At 42.6% G+C, this 17,692-nt stretch carries 22 protein-coding genes; 6 read left to right on the top strand and 16 right to left on the bottom strand.

Going from position 1 to position 17,692, the window contains the following annotated elements:
* Positions 1-60 precede the first annotated feature (60 nt).
* The 12 genes from NPE20_RS25335 to NPE20_RS25390 form a co-directional block, all read right to left on the bottom strand.
* The gene (locus tag NPE20_RS25335) at positions 61-393 is read right to left on the bottom strand and encodes an MGMT family protein (protein WP_256541508.1); all 333 of its coding nucleotides are present in this window, start codon (positions 391-393) and stop codon (positions 61-63) included.
* A 6-nt stretch (positions 394-399) separates the two neighbouring features.
* Positions 400-1,047 (bottom strand): tRNA (guanosine(46)-N7)-methyltransferase TrmB, encoded by a 648-nt coding sequence (gene trmB / locus NPE20_RS25340; protein WP_256541509.1) that lies wholly within the window; start codon positions 1,045-1,047, stop codon positions 400-402.
* Positions 1,048-1,272: 225 nt separating this feature from the next.
* Positions 1,273-1,713, bottom strand: coding sequence for a hypothetical protein (locus NPE20_RS25345; RefSeq protein WP_256541510.1), 441 nt, complete (start codon positions 1,711-1,713; stop codon positions 1,273-1,275).
* 4 nt (positions 1,714-1,717) lie between these two features.
* Positions 1,718-2,059: a phage holin family protein gene (locus NPE20_RS25350; RefSeq protein WP_256541511.1), complete on the bottom strand. Its 342-nt coding sequence runs from the start codon at positions 2,057-2,059 to the stop codon at positions 1,718-1,720.
* 40 nt (positions 2,060-2,099) lie between these two features.
* Positions 2,100-2,366 (bottom strand): YtxH domain-containing protein, encoded by a 267-nt coding sequence (locus tag NPE20_RS25355; protein WP_256541512.1) that lies wholly within the window; start codon positions 2,364-2,366, stop codon positions 2,100-2,102.
* A gap of 101 nt (positions 2,367-2,467) precedes the next feature.
* Positions 2,468-3,514 (bottom strand): AI-2E family transporter, encoded by a 1,047-nt coding sequence (locus NPE20_RS25360; RefSeq protein ID WP_256541513.1) that lies wholly within the window; start codon positions 3,512-3,514, stop codon positions 2,468-2,470.
* An 80-nt stretch (positions 3,515-3,594) separates the two neighbouring features.
* Positions 3,595-3,804, bottom strand: coding sequence for a hypothetical protein (locus tag NPE20_RS25365; protein ID WP_256541514.1), 210 nt, complete (start codon positions 3,802-3,804; stop codon positions 3,595-3,597).
* Between the two features lies 1 nt (position 3,805).
* Complete coding sequence (locus NPE20_RS25370; protein ID WP_256541515.1) at positions 3,806-5,215, bottom strand: sigma-54-dependent transcriptional regulator; 1,410 nt, start codon at positions 5,213-5,215, stop codon at positions 3,806-3,808.
* A 164-nt stretch (positions 5,216-5,379) separates the two neighbouring features.
* Complete coding sequence (locus NPE20_RS25375; RefSeq protein ID WP_256541516.1) at positions 5,380-5,973, bottom strand: hypothetical protein; 594 nt, start codon at positions 5,971-5,973, stop codon at positions 5,380-5,382.
* A gap of 292 nt (positions 5,974-6,265) precedes the next feature.
* Complete coding sequence (locus tag NPE20_RS25380; RefSeq protein WP_256541517.1) at positions 6,266-7,153, bottom strand: arginase family protein; 888 nt, start codon at positions 7,151-7,153, stop codon at positions 6,266-6,268.
* Between the two features lie 51 nt (positions 7,154-7,204).
* Positions 7,205-7,987: an enoyl-CoA hydratase/isomerase family protein gene (locus NPE20_RS25385; protein ID WP_256541518.1), complete on the bottom strand. Its 783-nt coding sequence runs from the start codon at positions 7,985-7,987 to the stop codon at positions 7,205-7,207.
* A 9-nt stretch (positions 7,988-7,996) separates the two neighbouring features.
* Positions 7,997-8,419, bottom strand: coding sequence for a cobalamin B12-binding domain-containing protein (locus NPE20_RS25390; RefSeq protein WP_256541519.1), 423 nt, complete (start codon positions 8,417-8,419; stop codon positions 7,997-7,999).
* A gap of 732 nt (positions 8,420-9,151) precedes the next feature.
* Between NPE20_RS25390 and NPE20_RS25395 the strand changes: the two genes are divergently transcribed.
* The gene (locus NPE20_RS25395; RefSeq protein WP_256541521.1) at positions 9,152-10,810 is read left to right on the top strand and encodes a glutamine--tRNA ligase/YqeY domain fusion protein; all 1,659 of its coding nucleotides are present in this window, start codon (positions 9,152-9,154) and stop codon (positions 10,808-10,810) included.
* Between the two features lie 89 nt (positions 10,811-10,899).
* On the opposite strand, the gene NPE20_RS25400 is transcribed toward NPE20_RS25395, so the two are convergent.
* The gene (locus NPE20_RS25400; protein ID WP_256541522.1) at positions 10,900-11,727 is read right to left on the bottom strand and encodes an N-acetylmuramoyl-L-alanine amidase; all 828 of its coding nucleotides are present in this window, start codon (positions 11,725-11,727) and stop codon (positions 10,900-10,902) included.
* Between the two features lie 287 nt (positions 11,728-12,014).
* Positions 12,015-12,311, bottom strand: a complete 297-nt coding sequence (locus NPE20_RS25405) for a hypothetical protein (protein WP_256541523.1) — start codon at positions 12,309-12,311, stop codon at positions 12,015-12,017.
* Between the two features lie 79 nt (positions 12,312-12,390).
* On the opposite strand from NPE20_RS25405, the gene NPE20_RS25410 reads away from it, so the two are divergent.
* Both NPE20_RS25410 and NPE20_RS25415 read left to right on the top strand, forming a co-directional pair.
* A complete protein-coding gene (locus tag NPE20_RS25410) occupies positions 12,391-12,612 on the top strand; it encodes a helix-turn-helix domain-containing protein (protein ID WP_256541524.1) in 222 nt (73 codons plus the stop codon).
* The gene (locus tag NPE20_RS25415) at positions 12,612-14,606 is read left to right on the top strand and encodes a DUF2075 domain-containing protein (RefSeq protein ID WP_256541525.1); all 1,995 of its coding nucleotides are present in this window, start codon (positions 12,612-12,614) and stop codon (positions 14,604-14,606) included. The genes NPE20_RS25410 and NPE20_RS25415 overlap by 1 nt, the downstream gene beginning before the upstream one ends.
* A 530-nt stretch (positions 14,607-15,136) precedes the next feature.
* On the opposite strand, the gene NPE20_RS25420 is transcribed toward NPE20_RS25415, so the two are convergent.
* The gene (locus NPE20_RS25420; RefSeq protein WP_256541526.1) at positions 15,137-15,502 is read right to left on the bottom strand and encodes a CoA-binding protein; all 366 of its coding nucleotides are present in this window, start codon (positions 15,500-15,502) and stop codon (positions 15,137-15,139) included.
* 242 nt (positions 15,503-15,744) lie between these two features.
* On the opposite strand from NPE20_RS25420, the gene NPE20_RS25425 reads away from it, so the two are divergent.
* From NPE20_RS25425 to NPE20_RS25435, 3 genes are all read left to right on the top strand, one after another.
* Positions 15,745-16,320 (top strand): RNA polymerase sigma factor, encoded by a 576-nt coding sequence (locus NPE20_RS25425; RefSeq protein WP_256541527.1) that lies wholly within the window; start codon positions 15,745-15,747, stop codon positions 16,318-16,320.
* An 11-nt stretch (positions 16,321-16,331) separates the two neighbouring features.
* Positions 16,332-16,718 carry a DUF3106 domain-containing protein gene (locus NPE20_RS25430; RefSeq protein WP_256541528.1) on the top strand — a complete coding sequence of 129 codons (387 nt, stop codon included), beginning with the start codon at positions 16,332-16,334 and terminating at the stop codon, positions 16,716-16,718.
* 109 nt (positions 16,719-16,827) lie between these two features.
* Entirely contained in the window at positions 16,828-17,043 is a 216-nt protein-coding gene (locus NPE20_RS25435; protein WP_256541529.1) for a hypothetical protein, read from the top strand.
* A gap of 245 nt (positions 17,044-17,288) precedes the next feature.
* Here NPE20_RS25435 and rplS read toward each other — a convergent pair whose 3' ends face one another.
* Positions 17,289-17,636 (bottom strand): 50S ribosomal protein L19, encoded by a 348-nt coding sequence (gene rplS, locus NPE20_RS25440; RefSeq protein WP_129877254.1) that lies wholly within the window; start codon positions 17,634-17,636, stop codon positions 17,289-17,291.
* Positions 17,637-17,692 lie beyond the last annotated feature (56 nt).

A 17,692-nucleotide genomic window follows, 5' to 3' on the forward strand; every position in this document is an offset into this window, starting at 1 on the left:
GATATTATACCGGGCAAAACCATATGGTTTATGCAAAAGGCGATAAAGGTATTTGTTGAGTTAAAGCGCTAATTCTATAGCCGGGTCCCAAAACAATTCTTTAAAGTTTTGTACCTGGTTCTCTATAACTTCAACACCTTCGCTTTGCAGCATCTGTTCCATGGTGTCGCCTCCAAAATGAAATTTTCCGGTTAATAAGCCTTGCCTGTTTACTACCCGGTGTGCCGGTACAGGTGGTTGCGCGCTGCCACAGGCCATCATGGCGTAACCTACTATGCGTGACGATTGCTTTGAGCCTAAATAGGCTGCTATAGCCCCGTACGATGTAACCCTGCCCTTAGGTATTTGCCTCACTACATCATAAACATTATCGTAGAAGTTGTAATCGGGCATTGTGGTTTAAAATGAGAATTTAAGGTAGTTAATATTTTTATTATGCTGCAAATATTTTTTCTCGTAATAGGTTTTGATAGACAGCACTTCGTCGGCATGTTCGGAGTGATACAGGTTTTCGGTTTTTATAAACAGCTTAAGGTTAAGCTCGGCAATTTTATCAGCCGTGTAAGCATGCAGGCCGTCGTTATCGGTTTTCAGGTTCATGCAGCCGTCTGTTTTTAGCACTATGCGATACATATCTAAAAATCGGGACGATGTTAAGCGTTTCTTTTCGCGGCTTAGCTGTGGCTGGGGGTCGGGAAAGGTTATCCAGATCTCGTCTACCTCGCCGCCTCCGAAATAATCAACCAGGTTCTCTATCTGCATTCGTAAAAAGGCAACGTTATTTACGCCCTCTTCCAGCGCGGTTTTAGCGCCGCGCCAAATGCGGTTACCTTTATAATCTATACCTATAAAATTTTTATCCGGGAACATTTGGGCAAGGTTAACTGTGTATTCACCCTTGCCGCAGGCCAGTTCCAGTACTACAGGGTTGTTGTTCTTAAAAAAACCGGTAGCCCAGTTACCTTTAAATGGCTTACCCGCATCTAACTGCAAAACATTACTAAAAGTTTCTATCTCGGCGAAGCGCCTTATCTTGTCTTTTCCCACGTGCTATAATAAAGGCGCGAAAATACGGAAATTTTGCAAAAGGATTTACCACAGAGGACACAGAGAGAAATACAGAGCACACAGTAAATATTAATATACTTCCTGGAAAGAACTACCTCTGTGAAAAACGCTGTGTCCTCTGTGGTTGAAGCCACCAAACAAAAAAGGGATAAACTCTATGAGTCTATCCCTTTTAAGATCATGTCCCGCTACATGATTGGTATCTTACAATTGTGGCGGATTGTAGTCCGGCATAACTTCTTTTTCGGGGTGTTTAGCTTTCTTTTTAAGCAGATTATTGAACAACCCTTTGGCTTTGCTCCAAATGCCGCTTACTGCATCTTCACTAATATAATGCGATGCTTTTTGAGAAAGAATGCCCACCAATGTTTTAACTATAAAACCAGAGTGTTTAAATATTGTTTTATTTAAGGTTAACGGCAGTACAAACCTTGATACAAGCCCTAAAAGGTCCTGGTTAAAAAAGCCCGCGCCTTTAATACCATCAACAGTTGCCGATTTTGGGAACAATGAAAGCACGGTTGAAAATATAGCCGATGGCCCGCTAAAGCGCGCCTTTAAAGCAATGGCCTGCTCGGCCTCTAAATTTTTTAGCCTGCCAATTTCGCCCTGCAGTTCAAATATATTTCTTATAGGTGTTTCCATAATCTTATTTGAATAGCTTTCTGATCATCGCGTTAATGATCGGCCTTTCAAAGCTGCGCTTTCCAATCATTATTAATACAGCAATTAACAGGTATATAAGGGCTACGCATCCAAAACCTTTCCAATGCGAATGCAATACATCCGCCAGGAATAATGCCAGCGTAAAACTTGCGAATAAAAAAGTTAACAGTAAGCTTACTATAATAGCAATATCTGTTATTACATCAGCTACTACTGATGTGCTGCGCTCAATAACTTCATATTTAAAAAGTTTAAAGCGCGTTTCAGCATAATCCTTTAGCTGATCAACAATAGGGCGTGCTGCTGCTTCTTTTTCGGGTTCCATATTAATTTTTTAGTCGCGGTTTATATACCATAACAGTAAATTATGCATGTTCCAGGTCGTCCTGATATTCTTGTTCAGCACCCTTAACCTTACTTTTTATGTTTTCTACAACCTTATCTTTTAAGCCTACCAGTTTATCAATCTCGTTGGCGGCAGTTTCTTTAATAGAGTCGCCAAGGTTGCTTAATGATTCTGAAAGCTTATCGCGTGTTTCGGTACCTTTATCTGGTGCAAATAAAATTCCCAGAGCCGCTCCTGCCGCTAATCCTGCCAGTAGGGCGACAACTACTTTTGTGTTATCGTTCATATTGTATTAATTTTTAAGTTGAATATTTGTTTTGTTTTTGTTAAATATCTTTTCAAAAATAGGTTTTTAACCTGTTTTTAAGATCATCCCTGTATAATATCTTATTGCATCTCGGGCCCGGTCCGTATCCGCTCCAGCCTGTCGGCCGCCATACGGTTAGTTTCATAGATCTCCAGCAATAAAAGAAAATACGAAAGCAATACAGGCCCAAAAACCAGGCCAAGAATACCAAATAACGGCAAGCCAATAAACACTCCTATAACTGATATAATTGGGTGCGTATTGCCTATGCGTTTATTTATGATCATGCGCAGCACGTTATCAACGTTGCCAATAAACAGCAGGCCGTATGCCAAAAGCAAAATGCCCTTAACATTATGCCCGCCGGCAAACAGGATAATACTTGCAGGTATGCACATGGTAGGGGCGCCTACTACCGGCAAAAATGATAAAAATGCCCCAATTACACCCCAGAAAATAGCATCGGGGATGCCAAAAGCGTAAAAACCCATAGCCAGTAATGTACCCTGGGTAAGAGCGATTATGCCCTGCCCTAACACATTGGAGTAGGTTGAATTGCGTAATTCTGCAGCAAATTTTAGCGCGTGCTGTTCGCGAAAAGGGGCATATTTAAGCAAGCCAACCTCAAACTCGCGCATTTGCACAAACATAAAGTACAGTAAAAAATACATTACCAATAAGGTAAGTATAATACTTGCCGCGCTACCCAAAATGGATGGGAACAGATCTGCAGCGTAAGCCCCCAGCTTTTGTAAAGTGTTTTCGGCAAAGTGGGGCTGATTTAAATTAGCCGCGGTAAAGGCGTCGATCTTCTCTGTCCACTTATCAATATTTATAGTTTCGCGGTTAATACTGCTTATTTTCCCTATCACCATAATACTTAACGACAGGAATGGGATAACAATAACAATAAGCGATATTAATATGATAATTATAGCTGCCAATGCCTGGTTAAACTTACGCCGTTCAACCATGTACAAATAAAACGGCCTAAAAATGGTGAAGAGCACGATAGCGCCCAGTATAGAGCTAAACAGGTCACTTAAAGCATATAGCAAAAAGCAACCAAGCACAACAATGCTTACCAGTATAATATTATTGCGCTGCTTGTAATTAAAGATGGACATGCTTACCCCGAAAAGCTAATTGTGATACTAATATATAAACAAAAAAACGCTTAAAAGGTTTAGCGCCCTATGGAAAACTTCTATTCAAAGCTATTTAACAGCGTATCAATTTTTGCTGCAGATTGGGCCATGCTATCCAGATACAGGTCAAGGTCGCTATTCTGATCATCCACCTCATATTTTAAACCTTCTAAGGCAAGTTGAATATTAGATAGCTGGTTCTTAATATCATGTTTTAGAATTTCAAAAGCACCACTGCTTATCAGCTTGTTTTCGTCTCCGGCTTCCATATTATTTTAGGTTGATGGCCTTCATTTTATTGTAAAGCGTTTTGCGATCAATATTTAATATCTCGGCTGCTTTTGTTTTATTAAAGTTTACCTCTCTAAGCACTTTTAAAATAGTTTCATGCTCTGCCCCTAAAGCAGCGTTCTTCAGGTCGTGCCGGGGTTCTTTCGGCTCGTTTGCCGGCGATGAATTTACCGTTTCAAATGTTGCTACATTAAAATTGGAGATTTCCAGCGGCAGGGTTTTCATGGTTATCTCATTACCCTCGCTTAGTAATGTTGCCCGGCGCACCACGTTCTTTAATTCGCGGATGTTGCCCTGCCAGCGATAGTGCATAAAGCACTCTATTACCTCGGGCGAAAAAGTGGTTACGTCCCTATCAAGCTCGTGATTGGCTATTTTTAAAAAATGATCAGCCAGCATCATAATATCGTTGCCGCGCTCGCGCAATGGCGGCATATAAATGCTAAATTCATTAAATCTGTGGTAAAGGTCCTCGCGGAATTTTCCCTTCTGGATCCCTTCCTGCAGGCTTTCGTTTGTGGCAATGATTATGCGCACATCCAGATCGATCTCTTTGGTGCTGCCAATGCGTTTTACTTTACGTTCCTGCACGGTGCGTAGCAAGGCTGCCTGTATCTCGTAGGATAGGTTACCTACCTCGTCCAGGAAAAGGGTCCCGCCATTGGCCATTTCAAAATGACCTATTTTGGTGTACAATGCCCCGGTGAACGAGCCTTTTTCGTGACCAAAAAACTCGCTCGCGGCCAGGTCTTTGGTGAGCGACCCGCAGTCCATTGCCACAAAGGGCTGGTTATGCCGGGGGCTGTTCATATGAATGCTTTTTGCAACCGACTCTTTGCCGGTGCCGCTTTCGCCTAATATAATAACGCTGTAATTGGTTGGGGCAACCAACTCAATTTGTTTTAATAACTCTTTTGATGCCCGGCTGGTACCCACAACAAACTCGCCGGATAATACCTGCTTTTTGCTTTCCTTTTGGGGCTTATTGTTATGGCTATAATCATTGGAGGCCATTTCCTGCAGGGCATATTGGGTTTCAATAGCCTTGGTAATGGTGTTTAAGATCTCATCGGGATACAGGGGCTTGGTGATATAATCGTAAGCGCCCATTTTTATGAGCTCTACAGCCATTTTAATGTCCGAATAACCGGTAATTATAATTACACCTGTTTTGGGATAAAGAGCCTTAATGTTTTTGAGCATCTCGCGGCCATCGGTATCCTCCAGCCTAAAATCGCACAGTACCAGGTCAAAATCGGTCTTTTTCAGGTAATCCATACCAGCGCCGCCATTTGTAGCGGTGCTTACCTCAAAGCCATTGCGAACCAAAAATTTTGATAGCAACAGCCCAACATTAACTTCATCATCAATGATGAGGATTTTCTTCATAATTGTATTACGGTATACAGGTAAACGGATTTCGCAGGTTAAGGTACAAATATTTGCTAATTTATTAGAATTATTATTGTTTGCGGATAAAAAATGCCGTTTTCAGGCAAAAAAAAAGGAGGCAACAGGCCTCCTTTTTTAATTATGTGTTTAATAGTTTCTTATTAGAAACCGTATGCAACGCGCACACCTAAAAAGCTTACTTTACTGTTATCTACACCGCTTGTATATTTGGTTGTAGCTTCATAACGTACACCGGCATCAATAAAGTTACCATTTGCACTAACCGGGAACTGAACACCAATTTGCGGAGCGTAAACAAATGCGGTTGATTTATCGTAACCTGATTTGTCTTTGTTTAACAGGAATGCAGCACCTGCTTCACCCTGTACATAAAGGTTTGGTATAACAAAGTATTTTAAACCCGCTTTAACCGGTAATAACTGGATGTTTGGAACATCTGCGGTAACGCCAGCTACAGTTAAATCTTTTTTACCAAATACGTTGTTAAAACCTGCGTTAACAGTTACAAATAACTGGCTTGCTACAGGGATATCCGCTTGTACAGAACCACCTAAGTTCCATTTGTATGCGTCTTTAAAATCCCCAACCGGGATACCTGCATCAACACCGATGCTGTAGCGTATACCGCTTTTAGTAGTAGTGCTTGTAGAAGTAGTTGTTGTTTGGGCTTTAGCTGCGAATGATAATCCGGCAAATGCTAAAACCATTGTTGCGATTTTTAATGAACTTTTCATGATATAATAATATTTAGATAACGTGCTTTTTTGTATTGCACAAGGCAAAGTAAAGCATGAAAACAGATACGATTTTTCATCCAATTGTCACGATTATTCAATCGTTTGATTGACAGCGAATTAAATTTGACCAATTATTGAAAATAGTCAGCATAGTGTAAATTAAGTGTTAAAAAGTGCCCTGGCATATGAAATTTGCATGAAAATAGAATTTTGGGAGATTTAACCACAGAGGTAGCAGAGACAAAAAATTACAGAAAGGCACAAATATTTTTTTATTACGGGTTGCTTTTTACGCCGGAAACATTTGCGAAAAATTTTCGATAAAAGCTTTGGAATAATTGCCATCAGGGTCAAGGTCAGGATCAAGAATTGTTATGTTGATCCCCTTTATTTTTGACGATGATAATAATGCCCGGATGATAGATCTCAGCTCTTCATAAGATAAGCCGCCGGGCTGCGGTGAATCGACACATGGCATTACCTCATTATTCAGCACATCCACATCAAGGTGGATCCAGAAGCCATCAAGGTTATGTGATTCAACCTTCTTTAAAAACTTTTTGACGATGTGTTTCATACCGGCTGCGCGGAGATTGTGCAGATCGTAATAACTGATAGCGCTATCGGTTATCAGCTTTACATAATCGTTTTGCAGGTAACGGTTACCGATGGCAAAAATGTTTTTTTCGGCTATGTATGGTTTTAGGGAATTGATGTTAGCGAGTTTATCCGGTCCGTTACCGCTTATCAGAGCCAGGTCCATCCCTGCCGCTGCTTTGGTTTCCGAAAAATGGGGCAATACAAAATCGGTATGGCCGTCTATAAAGAACAAACCGAAATTACCCACAGATCTTAAACCAAGCGCGCAACCTATCAGGATACTGCAATCGCCGCCAATAACCAGCGGGAACTGCCCGGCATTTAACACGGTTTTTATTTCTTCGGATAAGGTTTTGGAGTAACTGACAATAGCATCCGCGTTTCGCACACCCGATTCCTTATCCAGGTGCATGCTGTAGGGTGGGGGCTCAACGTGTATTACTTTTTGTGGTTGCAGCACATCATGCAAACCACGCGCTTTTAACCATGCGGGTAATTTACGAACGCCCGGCTCAACGTTCCTGAGTTGTTTTAAGCCTAAATTGCTTGGTGCTTCAATGATGATGAGGTTTTTCATATATATTATTAACCTCTTGATTGGTTTTCTTTTGATTTGCTTGTGGTGAGGCTACTTCCCCTTAAACTCCGCTTTCCTCTTCTGCAAAAACGCGGATACACCTTCTTTAAAATCTTCGGTATCAAAGCAGCGGGCAAATTCTTCTATTTCCGTCTCGAAGCCGTTAACGCCATCTTTTGCAGCATCGTTCACCGCCTTAATGGCGGAGGCCAGCGCTAAAGGTGCACGGCTTAATATTTTGTTAAGGATCTCTTCGACCTTGGGCAGCAGATCGTCCTGGAAAACTACATGATTAACCAGGCCTATGGTAAAGGCATCGGCTGCGGTTATCATATCGGCAGTCATGATCATTTCAAGGGCCTTGCCGCGGCCTACCAGTTGGGTTAAACGTTGCGTACCACCATAACCGGGGATTAAACCCAAAGTAACTTCGGGCAGGCCCATTTTGGCGTTATCAGATGCCACGCGGATATGGCAGGCCATAGCCAGTTCTAAGCCACCACCCAGCGCAAAGCCATTTACTGCGGCTATTACCGGCTTATTGCCATTAGCTATCACATCAAAAACCGTCGACTGGCCCTCGCGGGCTATCTGTCGGCCGCCGTTTGCATCCTGGCCGTCAAACTCAGCAATATCTGCACCGGCTACAAATGCTTTTGTACCGGCACCGGTTATAATGATACCGCCAACACTATCGCTCTTAAACGCGTCGGTTAGGGCAATATGCAGCTCGGCAAGGGTGGCTTTGTTTAAAGCATTCAGTTTGCTTTCGCGGTTAATAACAATGTATTGTATGCGGCCCTTATTTTGAATTAATAAGTTTTGGAAATCCATAACGGTAAATTAAAAATTGCGGTTTGTATGCACCCAATTGGTTATGTAAGTAACAATATCTGCGGTGCTTGTCCCGGGTGGAAAAAGCTCGCCTACACCTATTTTTTTCAGTTCGGACATATCATCGGCCGGGATAATGCCACCGCCGGTTAGCAGCACATCGTCCATTTTCTTCTCTTTGATAAGCGCCATTACCTTGGGGAAAACAGTCATATGCGCTCCCGAAAGTATGCTGATGCCAATTGCGTCTACGTCTTCTTGCAGGGCAGTGTTCACCACCATTTCGGGTGTTTGGCGCAGACCGGTGTATATTACCTCCATACCGGCATCGCGCAGGGTGGTTGCAATAATACGTGCACCACGGTCGTGCCCGTCGAGCCCAACTTTGGCTACTAATACACGGATAGGGCGGTTAAATTGGTTTTCGCTCATAAATTAGATGGAGGTAAAAAGCTGATCAAAGTTAATAGAAAATATAATACCTGTAATACCCCTGTCATTTCGAACGAGGTACGAGGAGAAATCTTCTATGCCATGTTTCTCTCCACGCGTCATTGCGAGGTACGAAGCAATCTCTTTAGGACAAGTAGCAAACGTGCTTGACCATTTCGTCATCTCTCATACTCGGTGTATGCTAAGCATTGGCCCGCTCAATTGCCGCGGGAGGGCTGTTACTTTGTCTTGATACAAAGTAACCAAAAATCAAGTCGGCAAAAAGGCTTCTCTGCCGCACATGGCCTTTGCCCCGCAAATCGGCCAGAACCACGGGCTGGAATCTTTTGCCCCACTGGCGTTCGCTCTTAGGCCTCCGCTTCAGCAAAATTTCCTATGCCCCTGCCACGCACAAAGGCCACCATTGTTCTGCCCGCTTTCGCCCGAAGCTGTTTTGCCGACCGGGAGAGGAAAGGAAATCCTGTCATCCTTCAATCAAGAAAATCAAGGTTCAGAATCTGCGTTAGGGATAGGAGCGGATACCGGCCCTGCGCCTAATGCCCGTGCAGTATGAGCGCATAGCCCGGGCCGCAGGCAACGCCCTTATGCAGTTTGCAGTTTTTAGTTTGCAGTTTGCATGCATTTCAAAGAAGCTTTTACACCTATAGTTCAGTGAAAAAGTGTGCAAAATTGCCTAATTCTGCGTACTTTTGCACCCTGTTACAAACAACCATGAGCGAAGAAAGATCACTGAATTTTATAGAGGAAATTGTTGAGGGCGATATTGCCGCGGGTAAAAATGGGGGCAGGGTTTTAACCCGTTTCCCGCCGGAGCCTAACGGCTACCTGCACATTGGGCACGCGAAAGCCATATGCCTTAACTTTGGACTCGCACAAAAATATAACGGTAAAACCAACCTGCGTTTCGACGATACCAACCCGGTTAAGGAAGACGTAGAATATGTTGACAGCATAAAAGAGGATGTGAAATGGCTGGGCTTTGAATGGGCCAATGAGCTGTATGCATCTGATTATTTTGATAAACTTTACGACCTGGCCGTGGAGCTGATCAAGCAAGGCCTTGCTTATGTTGATGATAGCAGCGCCGAAGAAATTGCCATACAAAAAGGTACGCCTACAGAGCCCGGTGTAGCTAACCAATATCGCAGTCGCACGGTAGAAGAGAACCTGCAGCTGTTTGCCGAAATGAAGGATGGGAAATATCCTGACGCCGCTAAGGTTTTACGTGCCAAGGTGGATATGGCATCGACCAATATGCACCTGCGCGACCCGCTGATGTACCGCATTAAGCACACGCATCATCACCGTACCGGCGATACCTGGTGTATTTACCCGATGTACGATTTTGCGCACGGCCAAAGCGATGCCATTGAAAAAATTACCCACTCGATTTGTACGGTTGAGTTTATACCTCACCGCCCGCTTTACGATTGGTTTATTGAGAAACTATCGCTGTTCCCGAGCAAGCAATACGAGTTTGCCCGCCTTAACCTTAACTATACCGTAATGAGCAAGCGCAAGCTGCTGCAACTGGTAGAGGAAGGCCATGTAGACGGATGGGACGACCCGCGAATGCCAACCATAAGTGGTTTGCGCCGCCGTGGTTATACGCCTGCCAGTATCCGCGAGTTTTGCGAACGGATTGGTGTGGCCAAGCGCGAAAACATGATAGACGTTGGTTTGCTGGAGTTCTGCATCCGCGAAGACCTGAACAAAACCGCATGGCGCCGTATGGCTGTGCTTGATCCGGTTAAGCTGGTGATTGATAACTATCCGGAAGGAAAAACAGAGATCTTCCATGGCGAAAACAACCCCGAGGTTGAAGGTGGCGATGGCAGCCGCGAGTTTCCGTTTGGCCGCGAGCTTTGGATAGAGCGCGACGACTTTATGGAAGAGCCAACCAAGAAATATTTCCGTTTGGGTATTGGCCTGATGGTTCGCCTGAAAAGTGCTTATATTATAAAAGGCGAGAGCGTTGTTAAAGATGCTGAGGGCAACATTACCGAGATCCATTGCTCGTACATCCCCGAATCGCAAAGTGGCAACGATACCAGCGGTATCAACGTGAAGGGTACCATCCACTGGGTGAGTGCCGACCATGCCAAGAGTGTTGAGGTGCGCCTGTACGACCGCCTGTTCCAGGTGGAAGACCCAGGCAACGAGGATGGCGACTTTAAGGAATACATTAACCCAAACAGCCTGCACATATTACCAACCGTGCATGTTGAACCAGACCTGGTTAACGCCAAGGTTGGTACACCGGTTCAGTTTATGCGGAAGGGTTACTTTACGCTTGATAAAAACTCTACGCCAGATAAGTTAGTGTTTAACCGCACTGTTACTTTGAAGGATGGGTGGGTGAAGAAATAGTTTGCAGTTAAAAGTGGGCGGTTAGCAGTATTAATTTATTGCTAACCGCTTTTTTGTGCAAACTGCAAACAGGCAACTGCCAACTCTCTTTAATATTTCTGATAAACATTAAACAGCACATCCAGATCAAACTGTGTTAGCCGGGTGGAATCTTCCCGTTGTACAAAGTGGCGTTTAAAGGCACCGATGGCAGCGGGAAGGTTACGGGTATCATAACCGATTAGCCGTAGGGCGGTAGCGCTGTCGAAATTAACAGGGGCGGGTACTATGATGATATCTGAATAATAGCCAAATCCTTTTTTTGCCAGTAACTCCCAGGGGAACAAGATGCCCGGATCTGGTTTGCGGCCGGGGGCAATATCACCGTGGCCAATAAAGTTTGCTGTTGGGATGTTGTAGTCCTTTTTTAGCTTGGCCAGCAGTGTAAGCAAGCTGTTCATTTGCGCCGTGCTGAAGGGCTCGTTCCCTTTATTATCCAGCTCGATACCTATCGAGCAGCTATTCATATCGCTGATGCTGCCCCATTTGCTTATACCGGCATGCCAGGCGCGCATATAGTCGTTTAGCATATGCACCACCTTGCCATCTTTACCTATTACATAATGCGCGCTCACCTGTGGTTTTACTAAAGTGAAAGTCCGCAGGGTTTGCCCTGTCGAATCTTGCGCGGTGTAGTGGATAATAACATAGTTGGGCTTACGCAGGTTAAAGTTAACCGTGCCTACCCACTCGGACGGGATGGGCTTGCCAAGGCTATCTGAAAGCATGGCCGGGCTCTCGGCAAGCAAAGCCTGACTGAGCGAATCGGCATGCTCGCTGTAAATTTTATTTGTTGCCGCATAAGGGCTCAGCACTTTTTTTGAACAGGCAGAGAAGATGGTAACGGTAAGGAGTAGCAGTATCAGGCGGTTTTTCATAGTTGATGCTAAATTAGCAAATTTTGTGCCTTGAATGGTGGGGGAGCGAATTTGCAACCATCACCGCCACGTCTTTGCGAGGTACGAAGCAATCTCCCGATAGGCTAATCCCACTTGTCATTTCGAACGAGGTACGAGGAGAAATCTTGTTCGAGCAGTAGGCTTTAGTAGCTATTGGTTTTGCTTGCGCGATGGTGGCTGATAATAGTAGGATGGGAATTAGTAGTTTCATTGTTTAGGATTTGTTGGGTGAATGTAGGAAGAATTGAATAAACGGAAAAGGGACTTTAATCCCTAATAGCCATGAGGAAGTGCAATAAATCAACCGCCCCTGTTTTATCTGTAAATTCAATGCCATCAAACTCATGCCATGTGGGGGCGATCGCGTTATCCCATTTATCGAAGTGCAGTTCTGGTAAATTCCATTTATCTGCATAGAACCAAGTGTCATCAATTAGTTTTGAACGGGTTGCAGCTTCTATTTCTGCTAACGCGATACTTGTTGGATTATTGAGGATTATGAAGCTGTGATTTTTATAGTTGGCGCCATCGCGGTAGAGGTAGGAAAGTTTGATGTTTGGCATTGGGCTAAGATAATTAAATAAATATAAATGACACTTATAGTCCGTTGACTTATAGTCGACAATAACCCAACTTGCTTGCATGAGTATTAAGGTGAAAGTTGGGCAACGAATAAAAGAACTACGTAATGAAATTGGAATTTCTCAGGAGGCGTTAGCTAACAAAGCAGAAATAGACAGGACCTATGTTACGGATGTTGAGAATGGCCGTCGTAATATATCTATTGAGAATTTGGAGAAGCTTGTCAATGCTTTAGAAATCCCATTTAAAGACTTCTTCAACTCCCCTAATTTTAATAAATAATGGGAGCATTTTATTCAAATACCATTGTGGAATTTCTTAGGGAAGACACTTTGAAAATAAGTGGTTCTCTTTCACACGAAGCAGGATTGGCTGGGTTTTATGATCAGAAACATACACAAACACTTTCATGGAATGAGGAAATAACCTTATTAAAGTCTTCTTTACAACAGCTTTGTTTAACAGAAAATAACTCAGGCAATTGGGGTATATTACTTGAATATCCAATTGCGAGAAGACAAAAAAGGATTGATGTAGTAATCGTTGCAAATAATGTAGTTATAGTAATTGAATTTAAAATTGGCAAAGCCGATTATTTAAATGGCGATAAAGAACAAGTATTAGATTATTGCTTAGACTTAAGAGATTTTCATTTTGAATCGAGAGACAAAATTATTGTTCCATTTTTATTAGCTACAGATGGTAAAAGTATAGAAAATGACTTTTTTAATATTGACGATCTTGTTAAAGAACTTGTAATCGTTAATGCATTAAATTTAACCGAAAACATAATTCATGCTATAAACAAATGGAATGATATTGCTACTCTTTCGGACTATAAGAAGTGGAATAATAGCGATTACTTTCCTACACCAACAATCGTTGAAGCGGCACAAGCATTGTATTCTGGTAAATCCGTGATTGAAATATCTCAATCACATGCGCGAAAAAAAAATTTAACTAAAACCTCTAAGGCCGTTGTAGATGCTATTAAATCGGCAAGGCTTAAGAATGAAAAAATTATATGTTTTATAACAGGTGTTCCGGGTGCTGGTAAAACATTAGCAGGCTTAAATATTGCACACGATAAAGAACTTCAAGGTGAGGGCAAATCATTAGCTACTTTTTTATCGGGAAATGCACCACTAATCAAAGTATTAAAAAAAGCTCTTTCAAACGATGCTTTTAAAAAAATTAAAAAAGATGATAAGACCGCTAAACAAAAAAGTACTGATCGGATTATTTCATTTATTGAAAATGCACATGGATTTTTAGAAGAGTATTTTGAAGACAAGGAGAAAATACCCAATAATAAAATTGTAATTTTTGATGAGGCTCAAAGGGCCTGGGATGCCGAGCAATCAAAGAAAAAATTTAAGCGCAATTTCTCTGAGGCTGAGATGATACTTGAAATAATGAGCAGGCATCAAGATTGGTCTGTGATTGTTGCCTTGGTTGGTGGTGGTCAAGAAATCAACAAGGGAGAAGCTGGATTACCAGAATGGGGTAGGGCTATTGAACAAAAGTTTGGTAATTGGAAAATTTATATATCGCCACAATTAAAAATAGGAAATCATAGTACTGGGAATTTAAGCTTGTTTGAACACCCACCCCAAAACTTGTCTATTATTGAAAACGAGGCTTTACATCTGGATGTATCTATTCGCTCATTTAAGGCGGAAAAGTTATCCTTATGGGTAAGTTTAATTTTAAATAATAATCAGATTGAAGCAAGTAAAATATTCAATTCCGACCTTACTAAATACAAAATAGCATTAACAAGAGATTTAAGCACCGCAAAAAATTGGCTAAGATCAAATTGTAAGGGAACACGCAGAATGGGATTGGTAGCTACATCTGGTGCAAGAAGATTAATGCCATACGGGTTCGATATTAGAATGCCATTAGAAGAAGCCGAATGGTTTTTGAACGACAGGAATGATGTTCGCTCATCTTATTATTTAGAACTCGCCGCAACTGAATATAGAATTCAAGGATTAGAGTTAGATTGGGTTGGGTTATGTTGGGATTTAGACCTCAGAAGAAATAAAGATGTTTGGGATTTTAAAACCTTTAGTGGAACTAAATGGCAAAACGTTAAAGCTTTAGAAAAACAGCAATTTTTTATAAATAAGTATAGGGTGCTATTGACTCGCGCCAGAGAAGGCATGATTATTTTTGTTCCGCCCGGTGACGTCAAAGACCCAACAAGAAAGCCTTCTGACTATAATCAAATAGCGGATTATCTTATATCCTGTGGTGTTAAAGAAATATAGTAGCTTGGTATGTAATAATATCCAGAGTTGTGATGACCGGTTAACTCTGGATATTGATTCCGGAATTTTTTCAGAAAATTTCTTTTCAGTGGTTTTTGAAAGGAGCCTTCTCAAAAGAACATTTACAAAGAAAATGCAATTTAACCTTACTTAAATATACAGACTATTTAATTGCTCATTACAAATCAAATTATAGAGAAGCGTAAGTAAAATTAGGACTACCACTTAAGGTCGTTATTTGCGGTTTTACCTTGTTCCACTCCGGAACAAAATGGAATAAACCCTAAATTAACAATCGGCTATAAATCAAATGTACAAATAACTACTTCAGTTTGTGGTTACCCTCATATACCCAAAACAGGGCGAAATAAAGTCGAAAAAGAGCTAAAAAAGGCGTTTTTACAGGTGTTCAGTTTTGGTGATTTCCGGAAAAAGCGGAACAAAACCGGTTTTATATAAAGCGCTTATTATCAATGCATTTGAGCGTTCACGCGTGTTCACATGCGTGAACATGAACACCTACCCATATCCTAATACTGCCCGATAGACAATAGCACTAATGTGCAGGCGTAATCGGTTGCTATGCCGTTTTCGTGGGCAAGGCGGCGTAGATGGGAGTTTTCGGTACCGGGGTTAAATATGATGCGTTTGGGGTGGGTTTGTATAATATAATCGTACAGGCTCTCCTGTTTCTGGGGGCCCACATATAGGGTTATAGTATCAATATCGGTATGGATAGTTTCGGGTTTTTCAATAGGTACACCGGCAACTTCGCCGGTTTTAATGCCTACGTTAACAATGGTGTGCCCGCTGCGCACCAGTCGGTTGGCGGCAAGGTAAGCATATCGGCTTTGGTCGGGCGTGGCGCCCAGTATCAGTGTTTTTTTATCGGCCATATTGTTAAAACGTGTAAGATAGTTGTTTGGTTTGCAGTTAATAGCGAGTAATCAGCTTTTTACATGGTGGTGATTTAGTTACTTGTTTCCACTTGTGAAAGTCGCCGTATCGGGAGCGGGGAGCGGAAAAGCGATATGAGCAAACACGCCGCACCTCACTCCACACACCTCTCGCTCTAAATAAAAAATAATTTAAAATGTTTTCTGGCCTCGCTCGTCTTTATATTTAAACACGCAATAAATTGACAGCAGCCGCAATGCCCCAGGATAAAAACAGCCACATCATACAAACAATAGCTTCGTATGGTAAAAGCCTGTTGGGGTTTATTCGCAAGCGGGTTAAAAATGATGCCGATGCCGAAGACATTCTGCAGGATGTTTGGTACCAGTTTAGCAGCGTGGTAAATGCCGGGCCTATTGAGCAAACCAGCGCGTGGCTGTACAGGGTAGCCAAAAACAAAATTATCGACAAGCATAAAAAACATACCGAAACCTTGCTTGATGATATGCTACCTGCTACCGAGGGCGAAGACGATGATGCCCCCGACTTTAAAGCCATCCTGCTTGCCGAAGCCTCTACCCCCGAAACACAGTATTTGCGCAACTTGTTTTGGGAGCAGCTTTTTATAGCACTTGACGAGTTGCCCGAAAATCAGCGGCAGGTATTTATATGGCAGGAGCTGGACGATATGCCCTTCGAGGAAATTGCAAAACTAACGGGCGAGAACATTAACACCCTGGTATCGCGCAAGCGGTATGCGGTGCTGCACTTGCGCAAACGGCTTAAACAATTGTATAAAGAAATTACAGAATACTAAAAGGAAAGAAAATGAAAAAGTTATTTTATGAACGCAGGTTCATATTTATCCCCATAGGCGTAGCAGCCATATTAGCGCTGGTAAGCTTCGTAGTAATGCAGCTTTGGAATAACCTGCTGCCCGATGTATTACACGTTACTACCATTACCTACTGGCAGGCCATGGGCATATTTGTGCTCTGCAAGATCCTCTTCGGCTTCGGGCCTAAAGGCGGGGGAGGTGCCCCGTGGATGCGCCGTAAGCATATGATGGAAGAACGGTTAAGCAGTATGTCGCCCGAAGAGCGCGAGCGCTTTAAAGAGCAGATGAAAAATCGCTGCGGCTGGGGCAAACGAGGCGTAGATTGGAAAGAAGCCTGGAAAGACGAGCCCATAGCCGTGAAAGAAACGAAGGAATAAGGGCATTGGAGCGGGAAGCAACGAAAGAATTAGGCGCTCCCCGCTCAAATGCTCCCCACACTTTAAATAAACATTACATACATCACCTACAACAATAAAACAATACCCCATGGATGTGCTGATATTTAAAACAAGCGTTGCCAGCCCCCAGGAAGTAAGCCGGATACACCCGTTGCTCACCTCGCTGGCCGAGATAAGGCAATACAATTTTGACCTGGAAGATTGCGACAATATTTTGCGTGTGGTAAGCAGCGGCGTGGAGCCGCAAACCATCAACCACATGCTGCAAATAGCAGGGTTTACCTGTGAGGAGCTGCCGTATTAGCTGACCGCTCTGTCACACTGTTTCCCGCATCTCATCCCTGAAATACCCAAGGTAGTACTTTTTCCTGCCGTTTAATTTAGGGGGATTTTTCTCGTTACTTTATTGTAGTCGATCAATTTAAGCAGATCTTCGTGATTGAACTACGCCTATTTTAACTTATTCTCGCCTAAACAAAAAAAACCGCACTAAATAGTGCAGGTTCTTTGTATGCTTTATGTTGTATCCGCCGCGAGGCGAAAAGATAATTAAACCCTTTTTGATTTGATACGAGCTGCTTTACCGGTAAGGGCACGCAGATAGAACAATTTAGCGCGACGTACTTTACCAACGCTGTTTACTTCTATTTTATCAATATTTGGAGAGTTGATAGGGAAGATACGCTCAACACCTATACCGTTAGAAACTTTACGAACTGTAAAAGTTTCGCTGTTGCCAACGCTGTTACGTTGTAAACAAACACCCTGATAAAGTTGTATACGTTCTTTGTTACCTTCTCTGATTTTATAATGCACGCTAACAGTGTCACCAGCCTTAAACGACGGGAATGTATTCTTAACTACTGATTGCTCTTCTACAAATTTTACTAAATCCATGATTTTTAGCTCTTAAAGCGATTTTTAACCCGTAAAAATCGGAGTGCAATTATAAG

It is taken from the genome of Mucilaginibacter aquariorum (assembly GCF_024498135.1).
In the GTDB taxonomy this organism is placed as follows: Bacteria; Bacteroidota; Bacteroidia; order Sphingobacteriales; family Sphingobacteriaceae; genus Mucilaginibacter; species Mucilaginibacter aquariorum.

Bases quoted from the DNA above. Each gene is read 5' to 3' on its own strand.
- NPE20_RS25420 (WP_256541526.1), bottom strand. From the start codon at position 15,502: ATGGCCGATAAAAAAACACTGATACTGGGCGCCACGCCCGACCAAAGC.
- NPE20_RS25350 (WP_256541511.1), bottom strand. From the start codon at position 2,059: ATGGAACCCGAAAAAGAAGCAGCAGCACGCCCTATTGTTGATCAGCTA.
- NPE20_RS25390 (WP_256541519.1), bottom strand. From the start codon at position 8,419: ATGAGCGAAAACCAATTTAACCGCCCTATCCGTGTATTAGTAGCCAAA.
- NPE20_RS25435 (WP_256541529.1), top strand. From the start codon at position 16,828: ATGGATGTGCTGATATTTAAAACAAGCGTTGCCAGCCCCCAGGAAGTA.
- NPE20_RS25430 (WP_256541528.1), top strand. From the start codon at position 16,332: ATGAAAAAGTTATTTTATGAACGCAGGTTCATATTTATCCCCATAGGC.
- NPE20_RS25410 (WP_256541524.1), top strand. From the start codon at position 12,391: ATGAGTATTAAGGTGAAAGTTGGGCAACGAATAAAAGAACTACGTAAT.
- NPE20_RS25415 (WP_256541525.1), top strand. From the start codon at position 12,612: ATGGGAGCATTTTATTCAAATACCATTGTGGAATTTCTTAGGGAAGAC.
- rplS (WP_129877254.1), bottom strand. From the start codon at position 17,636: ATGGATTTAGTAAAATTTGTAGAAGAGCAATCAGTAGTTAAGAATACA.
- NPE20_RS25405 (WP_256541523.1), bottom strand. From the start codon at position 12,311: ATGCCAAACATCAAACTTTCCTACCTCTACCGCGATGGCGCCAACTAT.
- NPE20_RS25365 (WP_256541514.1), bottom strand. From the start codon at position 3,804: ATGGAAGCCGGAGACGAAAACAAGCTGATAAGCAGTGGTGCTTTTGAA.
- NPE20_RS25335 (WP_256541508.1), bottom strand. From the start codon at position 393: ATGCCCGATTACAACTTCTACGATAATGTTTATGATGTAGTGAGGCAA.
- NPE20_RS25385 (WP_256541518.1), bottom strand. From the start codon at position 7,987: ATGGATTTCCAAAACTTATTAATTCAAAATAAGGGCCGCATACAATAC.
- NPE20_RS25345 (WP_256541510.1), bottom strand. From the start codon at position 1,713: ATGGAAACACCTATAAGAAATATATTTGAACTGCAGGGCGAAATTGGC.
- NPE20_RS25375 (WP_256541516.1), bottom strand. From the start codon at position 5,973: ATGAAAAGTTCATTAAAAATCGCAACAATGGTTTTAGCATTTGCCGGA.
- NPE20_RS25395 (WP_256541521.1), top strand. From the start codon at position 9,152: ATGAGCGAAGAAAGATCACTGAATTTTATAGAGGAAATTGTTGAGGGC.
- NPE20_RS25370 (WP_256541515.1), bottom strand. From the start codon at position 5,215: ATGAAGAAAATCCTCATCATTGATGATGAAGTTAATGTTGGGCTGTTG.
- NPE20_RS25355 (WP_256541512.1), bottom strand. From the start codon at position 2,366: ATGAACGATAACACAAAAGTAGTTGTCGCCCTACTGGCAGGATTAGCG.
- NPE20_RS25400 (WP_256541522.1), bottom strand. From the start codon at position 11,727: ATGAAAAACCGCCTGATACTGCTACTCCTTACCGTTACCATCTTCTCT.
- NPE20_RS25380 (WP_256541517.1), bottom strand. From the start codon at position 7,153: ATGAAAAACCTCATCATCATTGAAGCACCAAGCAATTTAGGCTTAAAA.
- NPE20_RS25360 (WP_256541513.1), bottom strand. From the start codon at position 3,514: ATGTCCATCTTTAATTACAAGCAGCGCAATAATATTATACTGGTAAGC.